The sequence below is a fragment of the Phytohabitans kaempferiae genome (assembly GCF_042433955.1).
Taxonomy (GTDB): domain Bacteria; phylum Actinomycetota; class Actinomycetes; order Mycobacteriales; family Micromonosporaceae; genus Phytohabitans; species Phytohabitans kaempferiae.
Genome location: NZ_JBHLUH010000007.1, coordinates 1 through 25938 on the forward strand (window position 1 = coordinate 1; position 25938 = coordinate 25938).

Below are 25938 nucleotides of genomic sequence, written 5' to 3' on the forward strand. Positions count from 1 at the left end.
ACGCTGGCCTCGTTGGTCACCGACGGCGCCAGTATGGTCGTGGCCCCGAACACGATGACGGTCGGCACCCAGGTGAAGACAAATGCGTACGTCGCTGCCAGCGCAAGCGTCTTCGGCAAACTGACCTGCGGCCGGACCTGCTGTTCGATCCGAGCCGTCACCTCGCTGGAGGCCCACACCAACTTCCGGCCCGTGCCATGCTCTAGGTCCGACATGCGGGCAAGCCTAGTGGTCGGTCGATCGACGGCGAAAAGTGGTGTACGACGTCGTCTCGTCTGTTGTTCGCGCGGTCCCCTGTGGACGGTATGGGGGAAGGTCGGGTACGCACGGTGGCCGGAGCACGGCACGCCGGCGGACTGGGTGATGCGGGCCCGGAAGCCTTCGCCCCGGCCACCATCTCCTGCACGGCCGCGATGTGGCCGGCCTCGGCGTCCTCCTCGTACAGCTCGCGCAGCGTCGCCACCAGCTCCGCGAAGCTGCCGGGCGGAAGCACTCTCCCGGTCGCCAGGCGTGGAGACCGAGACGAGCATGTTGTTTGCTGTCGCCCAGCGGCGACCGGTAGTCCTCCAAGATCCGATGGTGGGGTCAGCTCCCGCCCGTCCACTTCGGACTCGGGCACGCCGTGGCACACCACGGCACCGCCGAGCGCGCCGGCGTCCCGCTCCAGGTAGGGCGCGAGCCGCCGAGCCAGCACCGGGCTGAGCGCCGCCGTGGTCGCCGCCGGCCGCGCGCTGACCACCTGACGCGCGGTGACGGACCCTCGCTGGGTGTGCATCTGGTACGCACCCCGCGGTGCCGGTCACCCGGGCGACCCGGTGCGTGGCGCGCAGCTGGCGGCCCGAGGTCGCAGTAGTGCGCGACCAGGCGCCGCCAGAAGCCGCCCATCCCCTCTCGCTGGTACGGACCAGGCGGTGGTGCCGGTTCGCTCGCCGGCGAAGACAGCAAACTCCGCCACCGACCACCAACTGCTGGCCGTACCGGTCTGGACCACTCTGATGTAGCGGGCACGGCGCGGCTCAAACGTCGCCGTGGTCTGCGTTCGGTGCGCCGACCCCGACGGCGACCGGTGTGCCCCAGCTAACACCGTCGGTTGAGAGGTACACCCGGTACCCGCGGGCGTGGTCCGATCCGGTGGAGAGCAGCGAGAACCCGCCGACCGAGCGGACCGCCCGCATGTCGACGGTGATCGACTGGCCGGCGACCATCGGCGTGCCGGTGGTCCATCGGGTGCCCGCGTCACCGTCGAGCATCCTCGCCGGCACGTCAGTCACCGCCGCCGGTATCGGACGTGGTCGCGGTCCAGCCGGTCCGGTCCAGGACCTGGCGGCTGCCGGGGACCCAGTAGTACTCGTCCAGCGCCGCGCCGGCGGCCGGCGTCGCACTGCCGGCCGGCGTTGATGCAGTGCCGCACCAAGGCGGCCAGGGGCGCGGTGTCCCACGCGTTGTAGAAGTCGTAGTGGAACGAGTAGCCGCGCCCGCTGGAGAGCCGTACCCCGGACATGTCGCCGCTGACCGGGAACGCCATCTTGAACTCGACCATCGGCACCGCGACCGGATGGGCGTCGGGCAGACGCCGTCGATCGGGTACCGAAGGTGGCCCTTGTGGTCGGGCGTGTCCGGGTGCAGCCCGTCCCAGCAGCTCGGCGCCTGCATCCGGGTGTTCAGCTGGGTGCCGGACGGGCAGTTGGCCGGGAAGTCGACGTTGTCGTAGCTGTCGCCGCACTCCCAGCCCTTCTGGTAGCTGGGTGCCGACGCGAACTGGGCCGCGGTCGTCGCCGGGCTGCCGACCAGGAATCGCAGTCCCACTGGGAACGGTCGCACGCTGGTGTAGTCCCGGACCCCGCTCTTGTAGTAGACGACCTGGGGACCATCCGGTACGACGGCGCGGTCGCCGTCAAAGACGGTCGGCAGCCAGTAGCCGGACCTGTCACCTGGTACCCGGCACGGCGTCCCGCCGGCCAGCAACGACTCGGTGGTGCTCGCCGCGTTCGTCGTGGTGTGCCCAGGAACGTATGCTCGTGCGAGGCACCCGGCTGCCCGGGAAAGACGATCGGGTCGTCCGACCTACGGCGGGACGGGGCGCAGTTGGCTTGGAACTCGCGATGCTACCGGTCCGGCGGGCGCGCCGTCGAGGGCACCACCCCGGTCACCGGCGGCTCGGCCATCACGTAGCCACTGCTCCCGGAGCCGTGCCCCGGCGGGTGTGCCGAACCGGGGCTCCCGCCGCCCGGGGCGGGCGCGGACGAGGTCGGGGCGAACGGAGCGGACGGCGTGCCGGTGGCGGTGGCGGTGGGTCTGCCGGCCGCGCCCGAAGTCCCGTACACCTGGAACTCCCAGAGGGACTGGAACTCCCAGAGGGAGTAGCCGTAGCCGGTGGCTCGCTTCGTTCCATACATCCGCACGTACCGGCCCTGGCCGGACAGGTCGAGTCGCTGGGTGCCGCCAGTGCCCGCCGTGGTGCGGTACAGCGTGGTCCAGCTGGTCTCGTCCACCGAAACCTGGATCTCGAACGCGGTGGCGTAGGCGGTCTGCCAGCCCAGTACCACCTGCTCGACGCTTGCCGTGCTGCCCAGGTCGACCTGGATCCACTGCGGATCCTTGCCGGATCGCGCCGGACCGGCGTTGTCCGCGCCCATTCCCCTGTGTACGGTGGGCGCGTCACGCCCGGGGATTCATGGCTCAGTCCGTGGGGAGTCGAACGGTGCCCAACGAAGCGGTCTCCAGCGCCGCCGATCCGATCCCAAGCATCCTCGGCGGGCCGCCGGAGCCAGGGCGCTCGACCAGCCCGTGGCACTGGGTGGAGATCAGGGCACTGGCCGGCGTGATCGCGCTTTCCGCGATCCCGGTCCCACCACCGCTGAACCCGGACGACGGCCAGCCGGGCGGAACCCCGGACGGAGCCGCTCCCCCCGCGGCCACGCCAATGCGGGCTTCACCGTGCCCGGCGAACTGACCGCGCTCTCCGCAGCGGGGCGCTTCGGCAACATCGGGATAACCGAACGCGCCCGCGCGCTCGGTGGCACAGTGCGACTCGACTCCCGCAGCGGTGCGGCTACCTCGGTGGTGGCCCAGGTCCCCCGCTCCACCGCCACGGACGCCGCGACGGCCCGCCCCGGGCTGGTGAAGCGGTGATCGACGTCATGATCGTCGACGACAACCCCATCGTACGGATGGCCCTGCGCGGCTACCTCGCCGGCGCTGAGGACGTGACGGTGGTCGGTGAGGCCACCGACGGACGAACCGCGGTGACCACGGCGCAGCGGCTGCGTCCGGACGTGACCCTGCTGGACCACCGAATGCCGATCGCCGATGGGCTCAGCGTGGTCAGCCAGCTCGCGGAGCACTCCCGCGTCCTCGTCCTGACCAGTGACGCCGCCGACGAGCTGATCGCCGGGATGCTGCGCGGAGGTGCCCGCGGCTATCTGGTGCACGGCGAGTTCGAGCCGGCGGAGCTGCTGCGCGCGGTCCGGGCCGTGGCCGCCGGCCAGGGCTGGCTCTCGCCGCGCAGCGCCTCGGTCACCATCTCGGTGCTGCGCGAGCAGGCCGCCCGCGAGCGGGAGGGCGCGGACCGGGCGGAGAACGCGCGCGCGATGCGCGAGGGGTTCGGTCTGACCCGGCGTGAGGAGGACGTGATGACGTTGCTCTGCGCCGGGCATTCGAACGCGGCGATAGCCCGCCGGCTGCTGCTGACCGAGAAGACGGTCAAAAACCATCTCGCACACATCTTCGCCAAGCTGCACGCCAGAAACCGCACCGAGGCGGTGGTCCGGTGGACCGGACGGCAATAGGCCGCCCAGTGGGTCCCCATCCGTGCGCCACCGGCTGAACGCGTCGGCCCGCGCCGTCGTCGTACTGGCGGTGGCGTCCTTCCGCCCAGCGTCGCCCGGATGGGGTAGCTATGAGAGACGGATCGGCGGTCAGCCGATGAGCGACGCCAGCGAAGGCACGCACGGCCGGAGCGTGACGATCACCACGCTGGTCGCACACCCCGAGGCGTCCGAGCGGGCCGCCATCCGCGCGGTGCTCGAATCCGGCGAGCGGATCCGCGTCGTCGCCCTCACCGGTGACGGCGGCGAGGCGGTGAGCCTGGCACACCGGCTACGTCCCGCCGTGACCCTGCTGGACGACCAGGTCACCGCGCCGGGAAACCGAGATCTGGTCCGCGCCCTGGCCCGACGCTCGCGGGTTATCCTCCTGACCGGGGCCACCGACCGCCGGGCGATCGCGTCGATGCTCTGCGCGCCGGTACGCGGCTGCCTGGTGTACGGGCACTTCGAGGCGCCCGACCTGCTCGCCGCCGTCCGCGCGGTCGGCGCCGGACTGGGCTGGCTCTCGCCGGTGGCGGTGGCGGCCGCGAGCTGGGAGTTGCGTACGCGGGCGGCGGGCCGGAACGGACGACCCGGAGCGGCGTACCACCGGTCATGACACCAGCTCGTCGACGCTGACGAGGATGCCCCGCGCGGCACGCACGGCGTAGAAGGAGCGCGACCGTCCGTCCTCCGTGATCCCGATCCGGGTGGCCGCCTCGGCGACCGAGGCACCGCCGTAGTAGAGCTCGACCAGCACGGCGCGGTGCTCGGGGCTGAGCCGGCACAGCGCGTCAACCAGCGCGGACCAGTCCACCAGCTCCTCGAACGCGTCGTCCGTTGACGGCATCCGCGCGGCCCCGCTCAGGCAGGCCCGGCATCGACTTCCCCGGCCGGCGTCCCCACCCGGACGCACCAACGCGACGGTGTCACGCCGCCGAGAATCACCGGTACCTGTGCCCCGGCCAGACGCAGCTGGTGCACCACCTGACCGTCGCCGGGGTCGAGCCGGGCGCACAGCACGACGCCAGGCGTGCGCGACGGTTCCACCTCGGAGAGCGCCCCGGCCCGGGTGCAGCCGGCAGGGAGCGTCCCGCCGAGGATGTCGCCGACCACGGTCACCTCGTTGCCGGCGGCCAGCACCTGCCGGACCAGGCGGTGGGCGTACGGCTGCCCGTCGGTCGCGCGCTCCACGACGGTCAGCACGTCCGGGCATCGGGCGAGGTCGACGAAGAGGCGCCGGCCGTCTCGCTCGCCGACGAGCAGCGGCAGGGCGGCGTCCGGCAGCGCCTGCCCGGCGCGGCGCCACGCGAAGGGCGGCTCGCTCCCCCTGCCCCGGACCCCGTTCAGGGACACCGTCACCGACAGGCCCTCGGCCCACACGTCGGCGGTCAGCTCCTGCTGGCCGGCGGGCTCCGGCTGCTCCGGACGGCACGGTTCGTCCGGCGCGGTTGCCGGTGCCGGGACATGCGCCGGCGCCATGGCGCCCGGTAGGTCGGAGTCTGTCGGTGCCACTGTGCCTGGTCGGTCGGGCGCGGCTGGTCGCTGCTGCCGCCCCAGCGGCTGGAAGCGGCCGGCCAGCGACGGCTGGGCCCGCCACCCGGTGCCTCTCGCCGGCGCCGGGGCGGTGCCAAATCCGATCCGTGGTGCCGCCGGCGTCCGCGAGGGCAGCGGCGGCCGGTGAGGCGCCGGTGGCGACCGGCGTGGATCGTCCGGTCGGACCGGCGGCCCGGACCGGGGACGGGTGGCATCGGGTGGCGCCGGCTCGGCATCCTGGCGCGCGATCCGGGAATCGGCGAGTACCAGGATGCCGTCCCGGTCGGACGGTGACAGGCCCGACAGAGTGCCGGACGGTGGCCAGTCCGTGACGTCGCTCCGGCGGCCGCGCAACACCGCGATCGCGGCACCGAAGAGCAGGACCGCCACGCCGACCCCGATCGCCTGGACCACAGGTGCCTCCGGCCGGTTCGGCGGCGCCATGTGCCGATCCGCCGGCGCGGACTGCCCCAGCGTGGACAGGGACGGTATGGACTGAAACGGCGTGGATGGGGACGGCGCGGCGTGGGCCGCCGCGGTCGGCCCGGCCATAGCGAGAACCATCAGCCCGGTCGCCCCGATGCGACGCAGACTCGGCACCATCGTCCTCCTCCTTCCGGCCGCCCGGGCGGCCGCGTTATCGGCTTGACCCGGACCGCCCCGAGACGGGCACGCGGGCCTGTCAACGCACCTCGAACTCGTGGATCGAGTACCCGTACCCCGGCATGCCACGTCCGGTGCCGACCATCCGCACGTACCGGGCCGGTGTCCGGATGAACGTGATGTCGACAGCGCCGCCGGAGCCGCTGCTGGTCCGGTAGACGGCTTTCCACGTCTGCCGGTCGGTGGAGAGTTCGACGCGGTACGCCGTCGCGTACGCCCGTTCCCACAGCAGCCTGACCTGGGTCACCTGCCAGATCTCGCCGAGGTCGATCGCGAGCCACTGCGGGTCCGGGGCGAAGGCGCTGGCCCACCAGGTGCCCGATCCTCGTCGTTGGCACGCTCGGCGCCGAGCCATCCCGCGGATTCGACGCTGGAGGCGCTGGCGGTGCCGGTGACCGCAAGGTTCCGCCCGGAGCTGTTGACCCGGCCGGGCATGACGGACGACGGCGCCGGTTTCGCCGCCTCCCTGGACGGGGTGGGTGTGGGACGCCGGCTGTTTCACGCCGTCTGTCTTCGGTTAGGACCACCGCACCGAGTGTCGTGCCAGTACCCGGAACGGGGATGGACGGACCGGCGGCGGACCGACCGGCAACGGCACGGTCGTCTCTCCCAGCCATGCGGTCGCGTCCGGCGCCCCCGCACCGCTCGACGACCTCGGACCAACCGGCAACCGCACCAGGTGAACCGCCTCCGCACCCGTCCCCGGAGCAACCGGGGACGCGGGACCGTCTGGGGCGGAGCCGCCGGGCTCGAACGCCACGGACCCGGATCCACCCATTCCGGCGGCAGGCGGCGCGGGACCGTCTGGCAGCGCGGACCGCGAGTCGGCATCACCGGCCCTGGTCGGCGGTTCGCGCAGTACCAGCACCCGCTGGATCGCCGGCACAGGCACGCCGGTCGTACCTTCGACGGGATCCGCTGGGGTGTTGCCCTCGGCCGCGATGGGCGGGCGGGTGCGCACCGCTACCGGGTGATCCACCTCGCGGGCCAGTTTCGCCGCGACGCGGGCCGTCACAGTGGCCGATCCGTACGGTGCCAGGACCAGGTGCCGGCGCAGCCGGGGCGGAAGCCCGTCCAGCACGGCACTGAGCACCTCCTCGCCCGGTTCCGGCTGGCCGGGCCGGCCGACCAGCAGGAGCGGTCGGGCCGGATCCACCGGTACGCCGTAGGCGATGTCGTCCAGCTCCGGCATTGGCGTGCCGGCCGGGTGCCGGAACAGCCACATGCCCGCCGGTACGGGGAGCAGGACCAGCTCGCCGGGTGCCGTGGCGGCGGCGGCACAGCACGCGTCGACGTCCTCCTCCCAAGGGGGCCGGGGGATCCGGAGTCCGGCCGGGGCGGTTACACCGTCCGGGGTGTGACGCAGCCAGCCGTCCACCGCGAACAGCGAGCCGCCGGGCACCAGCAGCAGCTCCGTGCGGGGCGCGTCGAGGGTGGCGGTCAGCTCCCGGGCGAGCCGGCCGGCCAGACCTCCGGCCGTACCGGGCACCGCGACGCGGGCCCGGCTGCCGGGCGGTACCGCGATCGGCAGGACCGTCGCCACGACCGACCAGTCGTCGAAGGCGTCGAGCGGAGCGATGACGGTGACGACGTCCTGCTCCGACCGGATGCCGGCGGCCATGGCGGCGACCGCCCCGGCGGGATCGGCACCGACGACGACCACCCGGTCCGCCACCCAGTTCAGGGCGGAGCCAATCCGGCGAAACCGGCCGCTGTCGGTGAGCCACCCCGGGGTCGTCGCTCCGCCCGACTGCGCGGCCTCCTCGGGCGTGTCACCGGAACCGCCCGCCGGGACGCGGTCGTTGCCGGCCCGGCCTCGATCTCCACCAGTCATGCCACCACGACGTGCCCGGGCGGTGATGCGTTCACCTGCCCCACCGCAGCGGCGCGCAGGAGACCAGCTCGCCACCTCCGTACCGGCGCCCGGTGCCGCGCCGTGAACTCAACTGGCCCCCGCGATCCTGTGTGCCGTACCGCCGCTGGGCCCTGGCTGGGTCTTTCGACTCATGATCACGGCGGCGGCCGTGGCTACTGTCTGGCCATGCCCCTGGCGAACGTCGAACAACCCGGTCGGGGCCGGCCCGGGCCGTGGCGGTTGGCCGCCAGCGCGGCCCTGGCGTCCCTCGGTGTGGTCGTGCTGGTCGGCGCCGTGCGGTACGGCGCGGCCGCCACCAGCGAGCGGACGCCGGTGGCGGAGGGCGGGCCGGCGCCGACGACGCCGTACGTCCGGCCGGTGTCGCCGGAAGGCACGGTCACGCCGGTCGCCACACCGACCGGTGCGCCCGGCACCGCCGCAGGCAGCCCGCCGGTGGCGGTGTCGCCTTCAGCGGCGGCACGGCCGAAACCGTCGAGCCGCCCGGCCGGACCGGGAAGGGCTCCGGTGCCGGCGGCGTCGCCGAGCTCTCGCACGCCGGCACCGTTCACCCCGGTCAGCGTCCAGGCCGAGCACCCGGCCAACGTCCTCGACGGTGGCGCGGCCGTCACCGCCTGCGCCAGCTGTGACGGCGGTGGCCGCGTACGCTTCCTCGGCAGGGTCGTGGTCTACCTGGACGTGCCCGTCGCCGGCACCCGGACCGTCACTGTCACCTATGAGTCCGACGGCTCGCGAGAGATGAAGGTAGCCATCAACAACGGGTCACCCCGGACCTTTCCTGTCAGTGGCACCAGTTGGGAGCTTCCCCGCACCTTCCGGTTCACCGCGGCGATCCCGGCCGGACGCGTTGCCATAACGCTCTACAACGACACCTCCCCGGCCCCCGACGTCGACAAGGTGACCATCGGTTGACCGGTTTCGGCCGGCCCGCGGGACGGCGCGGTCCGGCCTCCTCACCGGCTCGTCCGGTCGCGGTGTGGCGATCGACGTCGCCAATGCGACCGGATCTTCTGTCTCGGTCTTCGCACCGGTCGCCACGCCCAGGCCAGGAACGACCTTGATATCCTTGCACACGTTCAAGCCGGGCACGGGATACCTCGCCTCGTCGCCGTTCCGTCAGAAAATGCCCCTGCCCACCTCGACCAGGTGCCGGAAGGCTCCGAGCACCCCCAGCGCCAGCGGCACCATGAGCAGGCTGGTGATCACCCCGGACCACCTCGGCCCGGCTGCGCCGACGGCCCGACGGGTGGGTGACCGGCCCGGTGCGGGGCGGCTCGGGCGCCGACGGGCGCAGCAGGCTCAGCCCCACCCCGGCTCCGGCGACGGCGATCCGCACCACCTCCCGGTGCTGGGTGAGGCTCCACGCTCCGGCGAGCAGCGCCATCCCGGCCAGGGTGAGGCCCGTCACGGTCCCGGCGCCGCCGTCGAAGCGGAACCCGGCGCTGATCGCGGCGACCGTCGTCCAGAGCAGTCCCAGGCTGAGCACGATCGCCCCGCCCCGGAGCCGTCGCTGGCGGTGCCGGTGGGTCTCGTCGGCGACGAGTTCCTCGATCTCCTCCACCAGCGGGGCGTCGCTCGGCTCCTGGGCAACGTCCCGCAGGTACAGCACCTGCCCGTCGACCACCCCGCCGGCGGCTGCCGACCACCGTGATGCGGCTCCGCTCACCGCTCATCGGCCCTCCCTCGACCGGCTCCGCCTCATCCGACCACCTCCAGGTCGTCGACGTGCAGGTCGTGGGCCTCCAGGCTGCTCAGCTCGGTGGTGCTGGGCGTGTCCAGCTCCGCGACCCGGGCGGCGTGCCGCTCGGTCATCATCTGGAAGACCTTGCGGGCGAACCGGCCGTTGCCGAAACCCTCGCCCCGGTAGATGTCGCCGAAGTACGTCAGCAGCGCGGCCCGAGCGCCCTCCGCAAGCTGGTACTGGTGCCGGCTCGCCTGCTTCTCCACGATCTCGACCAGTTCGCCGGCCGAGTAGTCCTCGAAGGTCAGCGTGTGGGAGAAGCGGGAGGAGAGGCCGGGGTTGGCCGCGACGAACTGACGCATCTCGTCCGGATAACCGGCGACGATCACTACCACCTCGTCCCGATGGTCCTCCATCAGCTTCACCAGGGTCGAGATCGCCTCCTGGCCGAAGTCGGTGCCGCCAGCGGCGGGCACCAGCGCGTACGCCTCGTCGATGAACAGCACTCCGCCCAGGGCTCGGCGGAAGGCCGCCTGGGTCTTCGGCGCGGTGTGTCCGACGTACTCGCCGACCAGCGTGCCCCGGTCCACCTCGACCAGGTGTCCGCGTTCGAGCATGCCCAGCGCGGCGAGCAGCTGCCCGTAGAGCCTCGCCACCGTGGTCTTGCCGGTGCCAGGGTTGCCGGCGAAGACCAGGTGACGGGACATCGGCGGGGGCGCGAGGCCGGCTTCCCGGCGCCGTTTGACGGTCTGCACCAGCTTGACCATCGTGCCGACGTCCCGCTTGACCCGGGCCATCCCGACCAGGTCGTCGAGCTGGCCGAGCAGCTCGGCCAGGTCCGGCGCCCGGGCGCCGGCGCCGGATCGGACGGCGGCTGTGGGCCGGCGCGGCCCGGGGCCGGCGGGTGCGGACCGGGCGGCGACCGGGTCGGTCGGCAGCGTCGCGTTGGCGACGTCGGTGCTCCAGCACTCGTCGAGCGTCGCCCGGCCCCGGCCGGACTGGTCGACATCAGCCGCGGCATCGTGGACGTGGCAGCGCAGCAACACCGGATCGGCGTCGCCCCCGACCTGCACCGCCGGGTAGTCGGTCCGGGAGATGTCGCAGTCGGTCAGGCTGCCGTGCGCGCCGTCGCCGACGTACACGCCGTTCTTGCGGCACTCCCGCACCGTCAGGCCACGGATCACCGGCGCGGCGCCCTCCCAGAGCACCAGCCCGCTGCCGCCGATGTCGGTGATCTCGCACTCTTCGAAAGTCGGAGTGGCGTACGCGTCGACCAACACACCGGCGGCGCCACAGGAGGCGATCCGGCAGTGCCGTGCCAGCAGAGCGGCGTGCGGGGCGACCTCGATGCCGGTCTGCTCGACGTCGCGGATCTCGCAGTCGGTCAGCAGCGGCCGATGCGGGGTGTCCACGCGGACCCCGGCCTGGCAGTCGGCGACGGTCAGGGTATGCAGGTCGGCGTCGGCGCCGCCGTCGATCTGCACCCCGCCGAGGCCGGCACCGGTGATGCCGCTGCCCCGCATCCGCAGCAGGGCACGGTCGGAGGCGCGCACCCCGAACTCCGGGGTATCGGCGATGGTGCATTCGACCAGCGCGACGCTCGCCGTGCCGGTGATGTGCACCGCGCTGTACTCCGAGCGACGTAGCTCGCAACCCCGCAACAGGACGCGGCCCTCGTCAGCGGCGTAGAGCCCGTTGGCGGCCGAGTCGGCGAGGACGCCGTCGGCGCAGCGGACCTCGGCACGGTCGCGGACGGCGAGCGCGGTCTGGCCGGTGTGGTTGATCCGGCTGCCGGCGATGGCCAGCCGGCTGTCGCCGCCGGCCAGCACCCCCGGCCCCCCGGCCGCGTCCACGGTCGACCCGTCGAGGTGTAGCTGGCCGTCGCCGGCGAGGAGAACCCCGGCGGAGGCCGCGCGACTGATCGTGCAGCGTCGGACGAGCACGCCGCCGGCCTCGCCGGGCTCGCCCGCTGAGGTGGCCCCGTCGTGTTCGGGCCGCAGCGGTGGCCACCAATCCGGGCCGAACGCCGCGCTGCCGCCGACCCGGACTCCGTCTCCCGCCAGGTCGTGCAGTTGGCAGTCGGTCAGCCGCGCCTGCCCACCGCTGGCTACCTCGACGCCCGCCCCGCCGGTCGGGCCGATCTCGCACCGGGTGAGCGTCAGCGAGGCGTTCTCGGTCACCACCGCGCCCCCGCCGCCGCTGCCCATCCGGCTGTCGACGAGCGTGACCCGGGCGCTGCCGCCGGCCTCGACCGCGGCTCCGCCGGTCTCCCTCACCTCGACGGAGCTGCCCTCCACCACGGCCTCACCGTCGACCGCCAGCCCGGGAGCGGCTCCGGTACGCAGGATGGCGCAGTTGCGCAGCACCGCCGACGCGTCGCCGCCGACCTGCACCGTGCCACCGGTGACCGTGGTCGACTCCAGGGCGAGCCGACCGGTGGCGGCGACGACCACGGTGTCGAAGCCGCTCAGGACGAACCCGCGGACCGTGGCCGCCCCGGCCCGGACCGCGAGCGCCGGCCCGTGCGCAGCGACCAGTTCGACGGTACCGCCGTCGTCCTCCGCCACCAGGGTGACCGTCTTGTCGACGGTCAACGATTCGCGGTACACCCCGGCCACCACCGAGACCACACCGCCGTCCCGGGCCGCCTGGATCGCCGAGCCGATGGTGCGGTGTCGGCTCCACGGTCGGGTGGAAACCCGTTCGACCCGGCCCGGCGGCACGCTGGCCGGGGCGGCGGCCGCGCGGTGCGACGTCACTCGGTGCTCACCTCATCCGCTGCGGATCGGAGGCGTCGGGCGGGCGGTTGGCGGGCAGGTCGAACTCCGGGTCGGGGTCCGGCGCGGGATCGGAGCGCAGCACGGTGCGGAGCCGGAACACCGCCAGCACCGTCACGACCAGCAACACCAACCCGATGAGGACGAGGATCGCCAGCCGGCCGCCGCTGGTCGACGACGTTCCATCACCGCTGGCGGGCGGGCCACTCGACGCGGCGGCCGGCGCCTCGTTGTCCAATACCGCGTTCACCGAGGTGAACGGGTCGATGACGCCGCTGCCGTAGGTGGCCGGGTCGGCGGTGTCGGTGGTCTTGTTGGCGGTGGTCCGGATTCGGTCGGCCACCTGGCTGGCGGACAGGTTCGGAAACGCCGACCGGACCAGGGCAACCTGGCCCGCCACGTAGGCCACCGCGTACTGGGTGCCGCTGCCGACGAACTGGCCCGCGCCGGCGCCGACCGCGTCCCACGGCAGGACCAGCCGCCAGCCGGCGCGTAGCGTGGCCGGGTCGGTGAGGGCGCCGCCGCCGGGCTGTTCCCGGCCCACGTTGAGGTTGAAGATCTCTTCCGCCCGGTCACGGTTGCCGAGGAAGCGCTCGGCGATGTCGCGCAGGCTCTCCGCCTTGCCCGCGTAGGCGGACTCCACCGTGTAGTACTTGACGTACGGTGCGGCGTGGGCGTGGGCGTGGGAGGGCAGGACGGGCAGCGCGGCCAGCAGCACGCCGAGCACCACCACCACGTACCGCCCCACCCGTGGCCACGGGGTCGGCTGACCATCATCTCCCTCGCCCCCTCGTCGTGTCCGTTTCGGTACCGGCTCACGACTCCACGACGGTCCCGGTCGCCGCGATGTTCAGCCACCGCGTCGGAAGTTTCCGGTCACGCGGCCAGTTCGCCGGAGTCGCCGATGACGCTCCGCGCGGCCCGCAGGGCGTAGAACGAACGCGACCGTACGGTGCCCTCCGGGACGCCGATCCGGGATGCCGCCTCGGCCACGGACACGTCGCCGTAGTACAGCTCGACCAGCACCGCCCGGTGCTCGGGGGTGAGCTTGCGCAGCACGTCGGCCAGGGCGAACCGGTCGAGCAGTACGTCGAACGCGTCGTCGGGTGCATGGGCCCAGCTCACGTCCACCCCATAGACCTCGGCCGGCCGGACGGCCCGGGCGCGAGCCACATCGATCGAGAGGTTTCGGGCGACGATGAACAACCACCGGCGGACCGTGGCCTCGTCGGCGGGCAGTTCCGCCAGCCGGGACCAGGCCCGCAGCATGGTCTCCTGCAACAGGTCCTCGGCGAGTTGGTGCTGTCCCCTGGTCAGCCGGAGGAGGAAGTAGTACAGCGGTTGGGCGTTCGCCGCGAAGATTCGCCGCATCCGGTGGTCGAGGTCGACGTCGGCCTCGACCCGGTCCCGCACACCAACGCTGGCATCCATCGCTGTCGTCCTCCCTGGCCCCGACGTTTCGCCCGCACCGATCAAGACGGGACGCTAGTGACCGAGCAGGCGGGCAGCGTGAGCCAAAGGACTCAGTTGGGCCCAGGTCTGGTCCCGGCCGGCGCCTCGTCGTGCCCCGGGCCATCGGCACGGCCGGCGAGAAACTCGGCCAGCGGTACCGCCGGCTCGCTCACCGTCCGCCAGCCGAGCCGCCCGGCCGCGAGCACTCGCACGACCTCGACCTGTTCGTGGGCGTCACGCGGCAGCAGAAGTCCCGCCCCCGCCGCCGACATCGGGCCGGCGGTCGAGCGGACCTGGGGCAGGTCGGCGATCTGTGCCGCGGTCGCGCGTACGTCGATGGCGCACCGCCACCGCACCCGCAACTGCACCAGCAGTCGGCCCCGACGGGCTCGCGGCCGGCCGCGCAGCAGCACCATGGCCCGCTTCGGGGCGGTGGCCCGGGGATCGCGCAGCAGCGCGTAGGCGGTCGCGTCGGCGTCGTACGGCCACCGGGGCAGGTCGGCCGGCAGCCCGTCGATGCCGTGCGCTGCCCCGACGCACCGCAGTGCCAGCGGCGGGCCGGTCGGGAAGGTGGCCCGGACCGCGTACTCGCCGGACGCGTCGACACCGTAACCGGCGACGAGCCGGGTACGCCCCAGCAGACCTCCCGGGAGCAGGTACGACTCGTCCCGGTCGAGCAGCATGTCGTGCAGCGCCGGTGGTTCGTGGACGGTGATCGAGGAGATGTCCACCGCGCCGCCCGCGAGGATCCGTACCCGAAGCAGATGCTCACCCTCGCGGAGCGCGGCGGGCACAGGCGGTCGGAGCGTGCCGACCAGGAACAGGTGCGGGGTGGGTACGCCGGTGTTGGCGGCGTCGGCCGGTGAACAGCCGCCGACCACGTAGAGCTCGACCGGTTCGGCGTTCACCGTCGGCCGCTCGGCGAGCCAGTAGATGCCGTGCCGCACGGGACGCCGGACAGTGCCGAGTCGCGGAGCGTCGCTGACCGGAAGGTCGACACCGGCCGGCGCCAAGGGACGCGCGCCGATCTCGGGACGGGCAGCCGCGGGCCGGGCAGCGGTTCCCGGCGCCCCGAGCGGCCTCGGCCCGACGACCGGTCGGGGCTCCGCGATCGGCCCGACAACCGGTTGGGGCTCCGCGATCGGCCGGACGACGCGGGTCGGCTCGGATCGGCCGGACAGCCAGCCGCCTCCCCGATCCGGGACCGGCTGAGCCGCTGCCGACGAGGCCGTGGACTGCTGCAAGGGCGGGGCCGACGCGCCCGGCGACGATTGGGTCCGCGACGGCCGAGCCGTGGATGGCCCGGCCGGCGGGGCTGGCGGGGGGAGTGCCGAGTGCACTGGGACCGGGGAGACCGGACCGGAGACCACCGTCGGCGTCCGCCCGGCTGGCGGCGGATGCGGGCGCGAGCGCGCGGCGCCTGGCGACTGTGGACCCGACCGCACCGACTGGGGCGGCTCACCCGCTCGCCGCCGCCACGCCACGGGCGACGCCGGTACGGAGGCGGCGGCCTGCTCAGCCGCGGACGATCCGGCAGCCTCAGCCACGGACGGTCTGGCTGCGGCCGTCAGATCGGCGGCGGGCGACCGCCCGGACAACGGTTGCCGGGGCGCGGGCCGCTGGGGCGCCGGTTGCCGAATTGCCGCCGTCGGCGCAGGGGTCGGCTCGCCGGTGACGGCTGGACGGCCGCCGGGGTCTGCCGCCACCAGCACCCCGTCGTCGCTCTGCCAGCGCCACTGCGAATCGTCCGGATCCAGCCGCTGCCAGGCGACCGGCCGACCACGGTCGTCGACCGCCCGGGCCACTCCGTCCGAACTGTCGAACCCGGCCTCCGGTGGCAGCACCCACACCTCGGCACGGAGCCCTTCGACCAGCCGGCTGCCGTAGCGGCGGACCCCGGCCTCGGCGCGCGCCGGATAGCTGGCCAGAAGCAACAGATCCTCACCCTGCCAGCCGGCCGTCCGGAGCATCCGTTGCAGCACGCGCGGCCCCAGCGCGTGCGGCCCGGAGTCGGCGTACTGCACCGCCCATCGACCGTCGGGAAGTATGGTCAGGTCTATCCGGAACAGCCCGTGCTGCGCCCGCAGGCCGCTGTAGCGCGAACTCATCGCCCGCTGACGCGCGGGAGCGACGCTGACCAGCGGTGCGCCTGGGTAGGTGGAGACGACCATCCGCCCGGCCGGTGACAGCCGGCCATCCTGGTCCGACTCGAAGCGCGGCGTTCCGGCCATCGGGGGCAGGTAGGTGCGCCACGCCGCCGGGCCACCGGCGCGGTCCACCGCGCTCAGGTCCTGGCAGCTGTCCAGGATCTCGACAGCGGCGGTGCGTTCCGGTGCCCAGACGATCGCACCGGTGTTCTCGGCGAACGCGGCCAGATTCCCGTGCAGTCGCTCCCGTTCCTCCGGGTCGGATGGCCAGTGCAGCCACATCCGGACCTCGCCGCCGTAGAGCGGCACCGTGGCGAGTGCCGCGGCGAGCTGGCGCCCACCGGTGACCTCGTACGAGCCGGTGTAGTCGCCGACCACGAACCCGCCGCCGCGGACCGACACACCGATCGTGGTCAGCTCGGGATGGCCGGCGGCAAGGTCCACCGCGGCGGCCCGGCGGGCCACGAAGTCGGCCCGGGTGGCCAGCGTCAGCCCACCGGGCAGGGGTGCGGTGACGACACCGGAGCGGGGGCGGAGCACGCCGTTCGTCGTCTCGTACCAGCCGGGCAGGTCGGTAGCCATCGCCGGGGGCTGGACGACGAGCCATTCCACCGGCCGATCGGTGCGCGCGTCCACCAGGGTGGGCTCCAGGGCCGCGTCGCCGTCGTAGCGCAGTCGGCTGCCGACCGGGCTGATGTGCACGTCCCGGCCGAGGATCCCGGCCAGCTCGGCGAAGATCCGCACGTGCTCCTCGGCGCCGTCCATCATGATGCGTACGTCGTCGCCGGCCCCGCCGCCGCGCCGGACCAACGCGGCGAGCTGCCCGGCGTCGAGCGGGGCGCCGGTGCCCCGTACGGCCACCGGCCGGCCATCCGCCCCGGTCCGCAGCCAGATGTCGAACAGCCCGTCGATGCGCCGGTGATCCGGGCGCCCCTGACTCGCCGTGCTCGCCGGTGGCGGCAGCCTGCCGTTCATGACGCCCGTCCGTTCCTCGATGGCCCCTTGCACACCTTCTCAACGGACGGCGGTACCTGGTTTTCTCAACGCGGTAGCCGATCATCGCCGCCGCCGGACCGCTGAACACCACGCGGCTCGCGTCCGTCTGAAGACACGGGGGCCAGAGAAGAGAACGGCCATGAAGCAGGATCTGGGTACCGTCGCGATCGTGTGCGACCAGCCGTTGTCACGGGTCGGGATGGAGCGGCTGGTACAGGACGAGCCGGGACTCGACTTCGTTCTCTCGGTCGGCTCGGTCGGTGAGCTGGAGCAGGCCGGACCAGCCGACTACCGGGTGATTTTCATCGACCTGCCCGCCCTGCCCAGCGCGGCGGTGCTGGAGCTGATCGGAAAGCTGGCCACCCATGGGGCACCGCTGGTCTGTGCCACCTGGGAACAACCGCCGGGTCTGCTCTCCGCCATGCGCGCCGGGGCCCGAGGCGTGATCACCCGGTACGCCGAGCAGCCCGCCGTACGCCTGGCGTTGCGGGTGGTCGCGGCCGGCGGGCTGCACGTCGGCGCGGAGCTGGCCGACCGGTTCGCGGCGGACCTGTCCCGGCCGACGGACGCCGACGAGAACGGCCTGGCGCCGCGCGAGGTGGAGACCCTGCGCTGGATCGCGCTCGTTCTCACTCACGCGCAGATAGCCAGCCGGATGGGCTTGTCGCAGGCGACCGTGAACACGTACGCCAAGCGCATTCGGGCCAAGCTCAACGTGAATAACAAGGCGGAGCTGACCCGGATGGCGAGCAGGTGACCGAGGTGCTCAACGACGCGATCCGGCGCATGCGGCACACGCACAGCCTGTACGTCGACGTCGAGGAGAAGAACACCCAGAACCTCACCAACAACGCCAGCTAACCGATCGATCAGGTCCACGGTTCAAGCTGGCGGCCGATCTCGCCGCCTCACCGCACCTCGAACTCGTGGATCGAGTACCCGTACCCGGTCATCGCCTTGGCGGTACCAACCATGCGCACGTACCGGGCGGGGGTCCGGGTGATCGCGATCTCGACGGATCCACCCGCGCCGCTGTTGGTCTGGTAGACCGTCCGCCACGTCCTCCCGTCTGTGGAAACCTCCACCCGGTACGCGGTCGCGTACGCCCGCTCCCATAGCAGCCGGACCTGCGTCACCTGCCAGAGTTCGCCGAGGTCGACCGCGAGCCACTGCGAGTTCGGGGCGAATTCGCTGCCCCACCTCGACTCCTGATCCCCGTCGATCGCACTGGCGGGTACGAATACCGTCTCGAAGCTCGACGCGCTGGCCGTGCCGCTGCGCGCCAGATTCCGGCCAGAGCTGTTCACCCGGCCTGGCATCGCCGACGACGCCACCGGCCTCGGCGACGGAGAAGCCTGAGCCGGAGCCTTGGGCTTGGGCTCAGCTCCTCCCGCCGTCGCGCCCCGCGTCGACGCGGCCGAGTCGGGCGGGGCACCCGTGGGGCCACCCGGTTGCGGAAGGAAACTGCCCGGTGCGGAAGCGGCTTCAGTGGGGGTGCCCGTAGCGACCGGACCGGAGATGTCCACGGCTGGTGGGCTGGGGGGAATGGCAGCCTGGACCGACGGTGGTGAAGCCTGAATCCGATCCGCGTCGACGTCGAACGGCTGAGCGGTCGGACTTAGCACGTGCCCGGTGGCGACCGCAACCGTCAGCACTCCGACCGCCGCCAGGATCTGGGCCGACAGCCGGGGCACCCGCCTCCGGCGCCCACCCTCCTGGCGTGACGAGCCGGCCGACGCGGCGACCGACGGCTGCCACTGCGGGTCGCCGTCACCCGGCGTGCCCGGCCGGCGGGACGGTACAGACACGGCGTCGTGCCGCTTCCGCGGCCAGAGGGCGAGCACGGGGTACTCCGCCGTCCGCTCGCCGGCCCGGTCGGACTCGACCGGGCCGGGCCACCCGGTCACTCGCCGCACGGGCAAGTCCGCCAGCGGTACGGTCTCGTCGTCCGCCGTCCCGGTCACGTCTGCCGTCCCGGTCAGGTTCGCCGTTCGCTCGGAGGAGTCCGGCCGCTCGGCATCGTCCGGCCGCTCCGACAGCCTTTCTGCCGCAGCGGTCGAGTCCACCGTCGACTCCACATCGACAAGCCTGGCCGAGGTGTCGCCGGCCGGCACGGGATCGGGCAGCGCGTCGCCCGCTGCGGCCGGCTGTACCTCGTACCTCGATACCGCAGCGCCACCCGGCACGGCCGGAATCCGGCCTGTCGCGCCGGACCGATCCACCAGCGGGCGCACCGGCCCGGTCGACTCATCACCAGACACACCATCCGCCGCGGGCCGTGGCTCACGCAGTACCACCGCCTGCTGGACCGCCAGCACCGCCGGTTCAACCTTGTCGGGGTCCGGAGTCGGGGCGACATCGTCCCCGGCCGCGACGGCGAACCGGGCCGGCGACAACTCCACCCGTCGGCGGGTCTCGGCGGGCATTCGGCCGAGCAGCGCCCCGAGTACCGGCAGCACGTGGTACCGAGGCGGCTTGCCGGGCAGCCCGACGAAGATCCGCACCTTGCCGGACGTCCACGAATGCGACCGCACCAGTCGGGCGCCGTGCTCCTGCTCGGGCGGTCGCACCCACAGGCCAGACTGCGTCACCTCGGCGACCCATCGCTCCCCGAGCCGGAACACGTGCTCACCGAGGTTCGGATACCCGTCAAGGCCGCGCACCGGCCCGATGGGCCGGGCCGGGCCGTCGGGTGGGAAGCTGAGGGCGGTCGCCACCGGTTCCCAGGCGGCGGCCGAGTGGTCGATCGCCAGGCTGGTCGGCTGGCCGTCGAGGGTGAGGGCCGGCAGGCCGGTGTGGACCTGGACCGGGCCACCCGACTCGCGGGCGAGGCTCGCCGCCGCCGCGGCCGTCGTGGCCGCCGATCCGTAGGGGGCCAGCGCCAGGTGCCGGCGCAGCTTCGACGGAAGGCGGCCCAGGACTTCGATGATGGCCTCCGCCGCCGGCTCCGGCTGGCCGGGCCGGCCGATCAGCAGTACCGGCCGAGCGGCGTCCATCGGGACGCAGTAGGCGGAATCGTCGTATTCCGGCATCGGCGTGCCGGGCAGTCGCCGAAACAGCCACATACCGGCTGGTACGGGAAGGAGCACCAGCTCACCAGGCCCCATGGTGGCGCACAACCCGTCGATGTCGCTTTCCCACGGCGGCCGCGGGATCCGATGGCCGGCCGAGGTGACCACCCCGTCCGAGGTGTGCCGCAGCCAACCGTCCACCGCGAACAGCGAACCGCCGGGCACCAGCAGCACCTCGGCACGGGGAACCTCGAGAGTGGCGGTCAACTCCCGGGCCAGCCGACCGGCCAGGCCCCGGTCGGCGGCCCCGGCCACGGCCACGCGGGCGTGGCTGCCCGGCGGCACCGCGATGGGTAGCACCGTCTCTAGGAACGACCAGTCTTCGGCGGTGTCGAGCGGCCCGATGACCGTCACGACACCAGGCTCCGCCGCCAGGCCGGCCGCCGCAGCGGCGACCACCCCGGCGGGGTCGGCCCCGACAACGGCGACCCGGTCGCCGACCCAGTTCAGCGCCGACCCGAGCCGACGGAACCGGCCAGTGTCCGTGAGCCAGCCCGGAGACGTCTCCCCACCGGGCTTGGCCTGCTCCGGCGGGGCGCCGTTCACCGGCGGCTGCTCGTCGGGGGTACGCCCTCGCTGCTCACGGCTCATGCCCGCTACGACGGGCCGGAAGGCCGCCGTGTTCACCGACCCCGCTTTTCGCCCGCGGCGGGCGTCAGCGCCGCCAGTTGCGGACGTTCGCCCACTCGGCGTCGGAGTAGTTGTTCCAGGCGATGTTGGCGGCGTTCGCTATATCACCCAGAGCCCCGTCGGTGCCGAACAGTCCGCGTGCCCCGGCATTCCACTGGGCTTGAAATCCCTGGTACTCGTCTTTCGCATCGCCCTGCCAGCTCTCATCGAGTGGCACCAGCCTGGCGAGCAGCGCGGCTAGCATGTCGGTCAACTCGTCAGCCGTGCTCTTGAGCCTGGCCCCGGCGAATTCCAACTCCGGCGGAACCCTGATTCGGCTACCCATGCTGTCTGACACGGAATCTCCTCTCGTCGGACGCGCTACCGATGTCGGTCAGGCGCCGGGCTCGGGGCCGAGGCGGATCGGCGGTAGCCCCGTGAAGTCGGGCATGCCCTGCACCGTTGATTCGTCGGCCCCGGCATAGTTCCCGGCGTTGCGCGTCAACCCCTCGGAAATCCCCGTCAGGGCGTCGTTGAGCATCTGGCCACAGTGGTCGTACTCTTCCATGGTCTCCTTGTATGCCCGAGAACCCGGCCCCAACCAGAACGTCGCCAGGTCGTCCACGTCCCGGCGCAGCACCGCGAGTCGCGCCTCCAACTGCGCCGCAGTGTCGGCGCAGGACTGCGAAGCCTCCAGCAGCATCTGCGGCGTGATATCAACTAGCTTCATCGACTGCTCCCGTTCGATGCCGATCGGCCTCCCGGCCGTCCGGACGGCGGTCCCGTCCCAGCTTGCCCGGTCAACGCGGGACCGGCCCAGTCACCAGTTCAGGACACCGGTCGCACCGGCCGGCGAGGACGCCCGGCGAGGACAGAAGAGGGACTACCGCCGGTCTGGTGGGCCATGTCACGGTGCGGCGGAGATGTCGTAACCACAGGCGCTCGAGTCATACCAAGTCGGGCGGCCGAGGTGTCCCGGCTCTGACGGTCCGGAGCGAACACAACCCAGCGGTGCGCCGCAGGACGTCCAGAAGCTGTCCGATCTGGTCTGGGTGGTTCGCGTAAGAGGCCAGTAGTCACCACAAAGCAACAGGTCAAAGGCGGGTTCTCGGATGATCGAGAACCCGCCTTTGGTCAGCTGACCGTTAGGCCGGCAGACGAAGCTTCGCTGTCGTTACCGCAGTCGGTGTCCATCATGGACGCGTCGAGGTCGGTGCCCGGCACCGCTTCGGGGACTACCGGCGTCCTGCCCGGGCTGACAGGATCTGGGCCCCGTACGGCGACAGTGTCGCGTCTGAGCTAATGCGGCTGCCATCCGGTTCCCGTTCCTGTGACCTCCGACGGTGCGACAGCAGCACCGTCAACACAACGATGCGCAGGTGGTTCGTGACCTGGAGCTTGGCGAAGATGTGGTTGAGGTGGTTCAGAACGTCGATCATCGGAACGCCGCCCGGTGCGGGTGGGCGGTCGGTACGGCGCCGGAGAGCGGAATCTGTGCCACCACCGTCGTGCCCGTACCGGGCCGCGACTCGACGCGCAGGATGCCACCGAGCGCCTGGGCACGCTCGGCCATGCCGATGATGCCGAAGCTGCCACTGCCCGAGAGTTCGGTCAGGTCGTCGGGCATCGGGAAACCGTCGCCGTCGTCGGTGACGGTGAGTTCCACGTGTGCCACCGACCGGCGGAGTCCTACCAGGACCAGCGTCGCCTTCGCGTGCCGGGTTACGTTCTGCAGCGCCTCGCCGAGGATCTGGGCCAGTTCGTATCGGGCCGCCACCGGTGGTTCGACCGCGACCGCGGTTACCTGGACCGGCACCCCGCTGCGCTCCGACCACGCACCGCAGATGTCCCTTACGTTGTCCGGGAAGGGCCGGTCGGGTAGGTCGCGGCGCAGCCCGGCGAGCAGGTCGCGGGCTTCCCGTACGGCGGCGTCGGCGCCCTCGGAAACGGTGCTGGCGAGCTGTTCGGCCAGGTCCGGCTGGCGGCGCAGGAGGCCGGGGAGGGCGACCGCGGCGAAGGAGACGCCGCGCAGTGTCTTGGCCACCGAGTCATGCAGCTCGCGGGCGAGCCGGGCCCGCTCCGACGCGGCCGCTAAGTGCTGGGCAGCGGTCACCGCCGTCACCGTCGCGTCGATGTACCGGGCGAGCGCGGCTGTGGCGACGGCGGCGCCGAACCCGCAGACGATGTCGATCATCGGAAAGGCGAGCATGAACGGGGCGGCGATCGAGGTGCCGGCCTCCCCGCTCTCCACCCGCAGCAACTGCGTCGCGACGGCGAGGCCGAGCGCCGCGTTGACGCCCCAGAGGGGCAGCCCGTGGGTGCCCAGCAGCGCTCCGGTGAGGGCGGCGTGACCGGCGGCGTAGCAGAAGAAGGCAATCCCTCCGCCACTCGTGACCAGCACGGTGATCATCAGAGCGGCGTCCAGCACCAGGAAACTCAACTGCCATCGGACCGCGCCCGGCCATTTGCTCAGCACCGTGACCTGTACCGCTGTGGTCACAGTGATCAGGACCAGGGTGCCGACCGTGGACCAGGTGTCATCGACCAGCCGTAGGCCGACACCGACGGCGGCGATGGTCACGACGAGCCGGCCGAGCAGCAGTGCCCGACATAGGGCGGCGTACGCGACGAACCGGCTCATCTACTGCGGTCAGCTGATGGTGACTTTGTCGATATCGGGTGCGTTTGCATGATTCGCACCGTAGAAGCGCATTGCGACACGACCCGCCGGGATGGTCGCGTCGAACTCGATGCTCTTCGGCGATTCCCAGTCCGCGCCGTTGACGTCGAAGGTTCCGACGGCGTCGTCGTTGATGGCAACCGAGAGCTCCCGCGGTTGGCCCGTGGTGTAGTACACGGTTACGGTCCGGCGGCCGGCGACGGGCACGTCGACGTAGACAGTGAGTCTACCCAGGTAGCGGACCCGAGCGCCGCCGTGACAGGCGGCACAGTCGGCGATCTGGGCGCCATCACCGGTGAGGTTGCCGGAAGCCTCCGCCTCGACATTGATCGGCCGGAACGGCACGGCCGGACCTGTCTGCGGTGGGTCGCTCGGCTTTGGCGACGGGGCGGGGCGGCCGGGATTCCGGGGCGGGCTCGGGTCCTGGCTCGCGGTCTGATTCGCTTCGGGGGAGGCCGCAGGGCTGGTACCGGCCGGATTGACCAGGGTGGGGGTGGGCAGGGCGATCGACGGGATGCGGTTTTCCTGGGCCATCTCGGGTCCGCTGTCGTCGGCCGAGAGGATCAGAGGCGGGACCACGACTGCGGCCAGGGCCATGGCGCTGGCCAGGCTCCCGATTCCGGCCCAGAGGGGCACCCGCAGGGAGCGCGCCGGATCCGGCGGGGTGTCGAGGAATCGCTGGTCCTGGTCGCCGCTGCCGGTAGGCGGGTCAGTCTGCACCGCTGGACTCCCTGAACCAGGTGTCGTAGGTCGGACGTTGGGTCCGCGTCTCCGTACACACGGCTGCGAATGTACACAACACTCAGCCGGAAATAGCCGCCGTTAGCTGACCGTGACTTTGTCGGTGTCGGGCCGCCGACCGAGACGCGGCGATCCTGTACACCCGCCGCAAACGCGCCGCGTTTCCCGCCGGTAAACCTTTGGCGACTGGGATGAAGCCGCGTCCTCGATCCCACGACCCACCCAGGACGCGCTCAAACCCTCGAATGGGTGGCACCGCAAGGGAGGGAACCGGTCCATCTGCAGCCCTTCAGGCACCGGCAAGAGCCACTTCTGTGAGGCCTCGGCCAAGCACAGGCCGTCATCCGCAAGATCAATCCGATTGTGCGGGGATGGACGGCCTACTACCGGACGGTGGTGTCCAGCCAGGTCTTCAGCGCGCTGGACCACTACATGTGGAAGCTCACCTACAAGTCGGCATCCTCCCGGATCGCCGTGCGACGCTCGCCGTCCACGACAACTCGGAACCGGCTGGGCGGCTCACCGCTCGGGTCGTCGATCCGCAACGCGCCACGGTAGGAGTAATCAGGACCGAGGATGTCGACCAGACCTTGCACGTCGCCCACGATGGCCTCGGATCGGTTGGTCTGCCGGTCGTGGTCGCGCGGGACGATACGGCTGTGGTCGCCGTGGTCGATGACGACAACTTCGCTGTCGCTGTCCGTGTCATCGGCCAAGTATCTGGTGCCGGGCAGCGTGTGGGCCGGCACCAACGGCCGGATCTCGATCTGGGCGCCGATGTAGTAGGACCCCATCTGGGTCAACTCCCGGTCGGATGTTGGTCGGCACCGGTCGGGGTGGGCTGTCTCATGTCGGTGGCGGCCTGGTCGGGGCTGGTGAACGCGATCCCGAACAGGGCGAACAGGTCGCCGGGCGCCTTGGGTGGTGTCGCTGGACCATTCGCCACCGGGTCGGCCGTTCACGTCGTACTCCAAGACCTCGAAGACGTTGCGCAGCAGGCACGCACGCTGCTCGGCGGTGAGCGCGGCGAACGCCTGCTCAGCGGCGCTCACGACGATTCACCGGTCCTTTCTGGATGTTCGTTGTACGGGCTGGCAGCCCGACCACTACGCCTTGGCACGGCTGAGCTGACGCCGCTGCACGTGGTTCGCCCGTCGGCAAGGTACTGGTAGACGCTGGCCGCGGACAGCGGATCGCCGGACCGGTTAGCCGGCTCGTGATCAGCCGCCATCCGACGGGCTCGCAGGCCAGCCATCGGCTGCCCTGTCCTGTCTGGACATGAATGACATCGCCGACTGACAGCGATCGGTGTCCAAGCAGCCGGTAGACGCAGGCAGCGAGGAAGGCGGTTCCACCGCCCGCGTGGCGCCGCCAGGTTTCCAGCTGGTCGAGGTCGGCATTGAAGGTCTGGAAGACCCATTCGCCGATGGCGACCAAGTCGTCGCCATCGGCGGGGATGTCGAGCCAGTGGCCGGTGACCGCGGTGAGCAGGTGCCCGTCCTCGTACGGCATGAACCGGGCCTCATCGTTGTGGTAGACCGTGACTTTCGCCGGCGCCGGCCGCCGCGACGCGGGTTCGCCGGCGGCTACGGTATCGATCGTGGACATGTAGAGACGACCTTCCTTCGAAGGCGTTGAGGTGTCCGGGTACAGCCTGGCTTGGCCGGTGCCCGGACGCGTAGGGTGGCCGGGCTTCGGCCGGGTGAGGTGGTGCGTTGAACCGCGTCACGAAGCGCATCGGGACGTGACAGAGGTTGCGCCGCGGGATGCGCTGTCCGATTCCGGCCGGTGTGCTAATTAGAGCGTGGAACACCGGCATCCAGTACACGCCGGTGGACTCCATCGCCACGTGGGAGACGCCTTCGGCAAGCAGCCAGGCTGTCATCTCTCGCAACGCCGCCTAGAA

At 72.1% G+C, this 25938-nt stretch carries 26 protein-coding genes and 1 pseudogene; 6 read left to right on the forward strand and 21 right to left on the reverse strand.

Annotated elements, in window-relative coordinates; genetic code table 11:
• The 5 genes and pseudogenes from ACFFIA_RS05700 to ACFFIA_RS05720 form a co-directional block, all read right to left on the reverse strand.
• Positions 1 to 215: hypothetical protein (locus ACFFIA_RS05700; protein ID WP_377246494.1), on the reverse strand; the 215-nt coding region annotated here is incomplete at its 3' end.
• Between the two features lie 801 nt (positions 216 to 1016).
• The gene (locus tag ACFFIA_RS05705; RefSeq protein ID WP_377246497.1) at positions 1017 to 1271 is read right to left on the reverse strand and encodes a discoidin domain-containing protein; all 255 of its coding nucleotides are present in this window, start codon (positions 1269 to 1271) and stop codon (positions 1017 to 1019) included.
• Positions 1268 to 1540, reverse strand: coding sequence for a hypothetical protein (locus ACFFIA_RS05710; RefSeq protein WP_377247048.1), 273 nt, complete (start codon positions 1538 to 1540; stop codon positions 1268 to 1270). The genes ACFFIA_RS05705 and ACFFIA_RS05710 overlap by 4 nt, the downstream gene beginning before the upstream one ends.
• Positions 1541 to 1620: 80 nt before the next feature.
• Positions 1621 to 1965, reverse strand: a pseudogene (locus ACFFIA_RS05715) (DUF1996 domain-containing protein); the annotation flags it as partial.
• 140 nt (positions 1966 to 2105) lie between these two features.
• Entirely contained in the window at positions 2106 to 2636 is a 531-nt protein-coding gene (locus tag ACFFIA_RS05720) for a discoidin domain-containing protein (protein ID WP_377246499.1), read from the reverse strand.
• A 301-nt stretch (positions 2637 to 2937) separates the two neighbouring features.
• On the opposite strand from ACFFIA_RS05720, the gene ACFFIA_RS05725 reads away from it, so the two are divergent.
• From ACFFIA_RS05725 to ACFFIA_RS05735, 3 genes are all read left to right on the forward strand, one after another.
• Complete coding sequence (locus ACFFIA_RS05725) at positions 2938 to 3132, forward strand: hypothetical protein (RefSeq protein ID WP_377246502.1); 195 nt, start codon at positions 2938 to 2940, stop codon at positions 3130 to 3132.
• Positions 3129 to 3788: a response regulator gene (locus ACFFIA_RS05730; RefSeq protein WP_377246506.1), complete on the forward strand. Its 660-nt coding sequence runs from the start codon at positions 3129 to 3131 to the stop codon at positions 3786 to 3788. The genes ACFFIA_RS05725 and ACFFIA_RS05730 overlap by 4 nt, the downstream gene beginning before the upstream one ends.
• A 136-nt stretch (positions 3789 to 3924) precedes the next feature.
• On the forward strand, positions 3925 to 4425 hold the full coding sequence (locus tag ACFFIA_RS05735; protein ID WP_377246509.1) for a hypothetical protein: 501 nt from the start codon (positions 3925 to 3927) through the stop codon (positions 4423 to 4425).
• Here the strand turns inward: ACFFIA_RS05735 and ACFFIA_RS05740 are convergent.
• From ACFFIA_RS05740 to ACFFIA_RS05755, 4 genes are all read right to left on the reverse strand, one after another.
• A complete protein-coding gene (locus ACFFIA_RS05740; protein ID WP_377246512.1) occupies positions 4420 to 4656 on the reverse strand; it encodes a sigma-70 family RNA polymerase sigma factor in 237 nt (78 codons plus the stop codon). The genes ACFFIA_RS05735 and ACFFIA_RS05740 overlap by 6 nt on opposite strands.
• 14 nt (positions 4657 to 4670) lie before the next feature.
• Positions 4671 to 5945 (reverse strand): hypothetical protein, encoded by a 1275-nt coding sequence (locus ACFFIA_RS05745; RefSeq protein ID WP_377246515.1) that lies wholly within the window; start codon positions 5943 to 5945, stop codon positions 4671 to 4673.
• 79 nt (positions 5946 to 6024) lie between these two features.
• A complete protein-coding gene (locus ACFFIA_RS05750) occupies positions 6025 to 6360 on the reverse strand; it encodes a discoidin domain-containing protein (RefSeq protein WP_377246518.1) in 336 nt (111 codons plus the stop codon).
• 162 nt (positions 6361 to 6522) lie between these two features.
• Entirely contained in the window at positions 6523 to 7839 is a 1317-nt protein-coding gene (locus ACFFIA_RS05755; RefSeq protein ID WP_377246521.1) for a hypothetical protein, read from the reverse strand.
• Between the two features lie 207 nt (positions 7840 to 8046).
• Between ACFFIA_RS05755 and ACFFIA_RS05760 the strand changes: the two genes are divergently transcribed.
• Both ACFFIA_RS05760 and ACFFIA_RS05765 read left to right on the forward strand, forming a co-directional pair.
• Positions 8047 to 8790 (forward strand): carbohydrate-binding protein, encoded by a 744-nt coding sequence (locus ACFFIA_RS05760; RefSeq protein ID WP_377246524.1) that lies wholly within the window; start codon positions 8047 to 8049, stop codon positions 8788 to 8790.
• A gap of 64 nt (positions 8791 to 8854) precedes the next feature.
• A complete protein-coding gene (locus ACFFIA_RS05765) occupies positions 8855 to 9529 on the forward strand; it encodes a hypothetical protein (RefSeq protein ID WP_377246527.1) in 675 nt (224 codons plus the stop codon).
• Between the two features lie 47 nt (positions 9530 to 9576).
• Here ACFFIA_RS05765 and ACFFIA_RS05770 read toward each other — a convergent pair whose 3' ends face one another.
• The 4 genes from ACFFIA_RS05770 to ACFFIA_RS05785 form a co-directional block, all read right to left on the reverse strand.
• A complete protein-coding gene (locus tag ACFFIA_RS05770) occupies positions 9577 to 12318 on the reverse strand; it encodes a right-handed parallel beta-helix repeat-containing protein (protein ID WP_377246530.1) in 2742 nt (913 codons plus the stop codon).
• A 7-nt stretch (positions 12319 to 12325) separates the two neighbouring features.
• A complete protein-coding gene (locus tag ACFFIA_RS05775) occupies positions 12326 to 13084 on the reverse strand; it encodes a S8 family serine peptidase (RefSeq protein WP_377246533.1) in 759 nt (252 codons plus the stop codon).
• Positions 13085 to 13212: 128 nt separating this feature from the next.
• Positions 13213 to 13767: a sigma-70 family RNA polymerase sigma factor gene (locus ACFFIA_RS05780; protein WP_377246536.1), complete on the reverse strand. Its 555-nt coding sequence runs from the start codon at positions 13765 to 13767 to the stop codon at positions 13213 to 13215.
• Positions 13768 to 13859: 92 nt separating this feature from the next.
• A complete protein-coding gene (locus ACFFIA_RS05785; RefSeq protein ID WP_377246539.1) occupies positions 13860 to 16910 on the reverse strand; it encodes a hypothetical protein in 3051 nt (1016 codons plus the stop codon).
• A 160-nt stretch (positions 16911 to 17070) separates the two neighbouring features.
• On the opposite strand from ACFFIA_RS05785, the gene ACFFIA_RS05790 reads away from it, so the two are divergent.
• Positions 17071 to 17688, forward strand: a complete 618-nt coding sequence (locus ACFFIA_RS05790; RefSeq protein WP_377246542.1) for a LuxR C-terminal-related transcriptional regulator — start codon at positions 17071 to 17073, stop codon at positions 17686 to 17688.
• Between the two features lie 151 nt (positions 17689 to 17839).
• Here ACFFIA_RS05790 and ACFFIA_RS05795 read toward each other — a convergent pair whose 3' ends face one another.
• The 8 genes from ACFFIA_RS05795 to ACFFIA_RS05830 all read right to left on the reverse strand — a co-directional run bounded on the left by ACFFIA_RS05795 (position 17840) and on the right by ACFFIA_RS05830 (position 25640).
• Positions 17840 to 20593, reverse strand: coding sequence for a discoidin domain-containing protein (locus tag ACFFIA_RS05795; protein ID WP_377246545.1), 2754 nt, complete (start codon positions 20591 to 20593; stop codon positions 17840 to 17842).
• Between the two features lie 64 nt (positions 20594 to 20657).
• Entirely contained in the window at positions 20658 to 20969 is a 312-nt protein-coding gene (locus ACFFIA_RS05800; RefSeq protein WP_377246548.1) for a WXG100 family type VII secretion target, read from the reverse strand.
• Positions 20970 to 21005: 36 nt separating this feature from the next.
• Positions 21006 to 21341, reverse strand: coding sequence for a WXG100 family type VII secretion target (locus ACFFIA_RS05805; RefSeq protein WP_377246551.1), 336 nt, complete (start codon positions 21339 to 21341; stop codon positions 21006 to 21008).
• 505 nt (positions 21342 to 21846) lie between these two features.
• Positions 21847 to 22050 carry a hypothetical protein gene (locus tag ACFFIA_RS05810; RefSeq protein ID WP_377246554.1) on the reverse strand — a complete coding sequence of 68 codons (204 nt, stop codon included), beginning with the start codon at positions 22048 to 22050 and terminating at the stop codon, positions 21847 to 21849.
• Positions 22047 to 23252 (reverse strand): sensor histidine kinase, encoded by a 1206-nt coding sequence (locus ACFFIA_RS05815; protein WP_377246557.1) that lies wholly within the window; start codon positions 23250 to 23252, stop codon positions 22047 to 22049. Before ACFFIA_RS05815 ends, ACFFIA_RS05810 begins: the two co-directional genes overlap by 4 nt.
• 9 nt (positions 23253 to 23261) lie before the next feature.
• Complete coding sequence (locus tag ACFFIA_RS05820; protein WP_377246560.1) at positions 23262 to 24011, reverse strand: carbohydrate-binding protein; 750 nt, start codon at positions 24009 to 24011, stop codon at positions 23262 to 23264.
• Positions 24012 to 24478: 467 nt separating this feature from the next.
• Positions 24479 to 25084 (reverse strand): hypothetical protein, encoded by a 606-nt coding sequence (locus ACFFIA_RS05825; RefSeq protein ID WP_377247051.1) that lies wholly within the window; start codon positions 25082 to 25084, stop codon positions 24479 to 24481.
• A complete protein-coding gene (locus ACFFIA_RS05830; RefSeq protein ID WP_377246563.1) occupies positions 25071 to 25640 on the reverse strand; it encodes a hypothetical protein in 570 nt (189 codons plus the stop codon). Before ACFFIA_RS05830 ends, ACFFIA_RS05825 begins: the two co-directional genes overlap by 14 nt.
• Between the last annotated feature and the right edge of the window lie 298 nt (positions 25641 to 25938).

Excerpts from the sequence above, each read along its gene's own strand:
- ACFFIA_RS05815 (WP_377246557.1), bottom strand. The coding sequence starts at position 23,252 with ATGAGCCGGTTCGTCGCGTACGCCGCCCTATGTCGGGCACTGCTGCTC.
- ACFFIA_RS05830 (WP_377246563.1), bottom strand. The coding sequence starts at position 25,640 with ATGTCCACGATCGATACCGTAGCCGCCGGCGAACCCGCGTCGCGGCGG.
- ACFFIA_RS05805 (WP_377246551.1), bottom strand. The coding sequence starts at position 21,341 with ATGAAGCTAGTTGATATCACGCCGCAGATGCTGCTGGAGGCTTCGCAG.
- ACFFIA_RS05760 (WP_377246524.1), top strand. The coding sequence starts at position 8,047 with ATGCCCCTGGCGAACGTCGAACAACCCGGTCGGGGCCGGCCCGGGCCG.
- ACFFIA_RS05710 (WP_377247048.1), bottom strand. The coding sequence starts at position 1,540 with ATGGTCGAGTTCAAGATGGCGTTCCCGGTCAGCGGCGACATGTCCGGG.
- ACFFIA_RS05810 (WP_377246554.1), bottom strand. The coding sequence starts at position 22,050 with ATGATCGACGTTCTGAACCACCTCAACCACATCTTCGCCAAGCTCCAG.
- ACFFIA_RS05790 (WP_377246542.1), top strand. The coding sequence starts at position 17,071 with ATGAAGCAGGATCTGGGTACCGTCGCGATCGTGTGCGACCAGCCGTTG.
- ACFFIA_RS05745 (WP_377246515.1), bottom strand. The coding sequence starts at position 5,945 with ATGGTGCCGAGTCTGCGTCGCATCGGGGCGACCGGGCTGATGGTTCTC.
- ACFFIA_RS05780 (WP_377246536.1), bottom strand. The coding sequence starts at position 13,767 with ATGGATGCCAGCGTTGGTGTGCGGGACCGGGTCGAGGCCGACGTCGAC.
- ACFFIA_RS05720 (WP_377246499.1), bottom strand. The coding sequence starts at position 2,636 with ATGGGCGCGGACAACGCCGGTCCGGCGCGATCCGGCAAGGATCCGCAG.
- ACFFIA_RS05750 (WP_377246518.1), bottom strand. The coding sequence starts at position 6,360 with ATGGCTCGGCGCCGAGCGTGCCAACGACGAGGATCGGGCACCTGGTGG.
- ACFFIA_RS05785 (WP_377246539.1), bottom strand. The coding sequence starts at position 16,910 with ATGAACGGCAGGCTGCCGCCACCGGCGAGCACGGCGAGTCAGGGGCGC.
- ACFFIA_RS05755 (WP_377246521.1), bottom strand. The coding sequence starts at position 7,839 with ATGACTGGTGGAGATCGAGGCCGGGCCGGCAACGACCGCGTCCCGGCG.
- ACFFIA_RS05735 (WP_377246509.1), top strand. The coding sequence starts at position 3,925 with ATGAGCGACGCCAGCGAAGGCACGCACGGCCGGAGCGTGACGATCACC.
- ACFFIA_RS05795 (WP_377246545.1), bottom strand. The coding sequence starts at position 20,593 with ATGAGCCGTGAGCAGCGAGGGCGTACCCCCGACGAGCAGCCGCCGGTG.
- ACFFIA_RS05740 (WP_377246512.1), bottom strand. The coding sequence starts at position 4,656 with ATGCCGTCAACGGACGACGCGTTCGAGGAGCTGGTGGACTGGTCCGCG.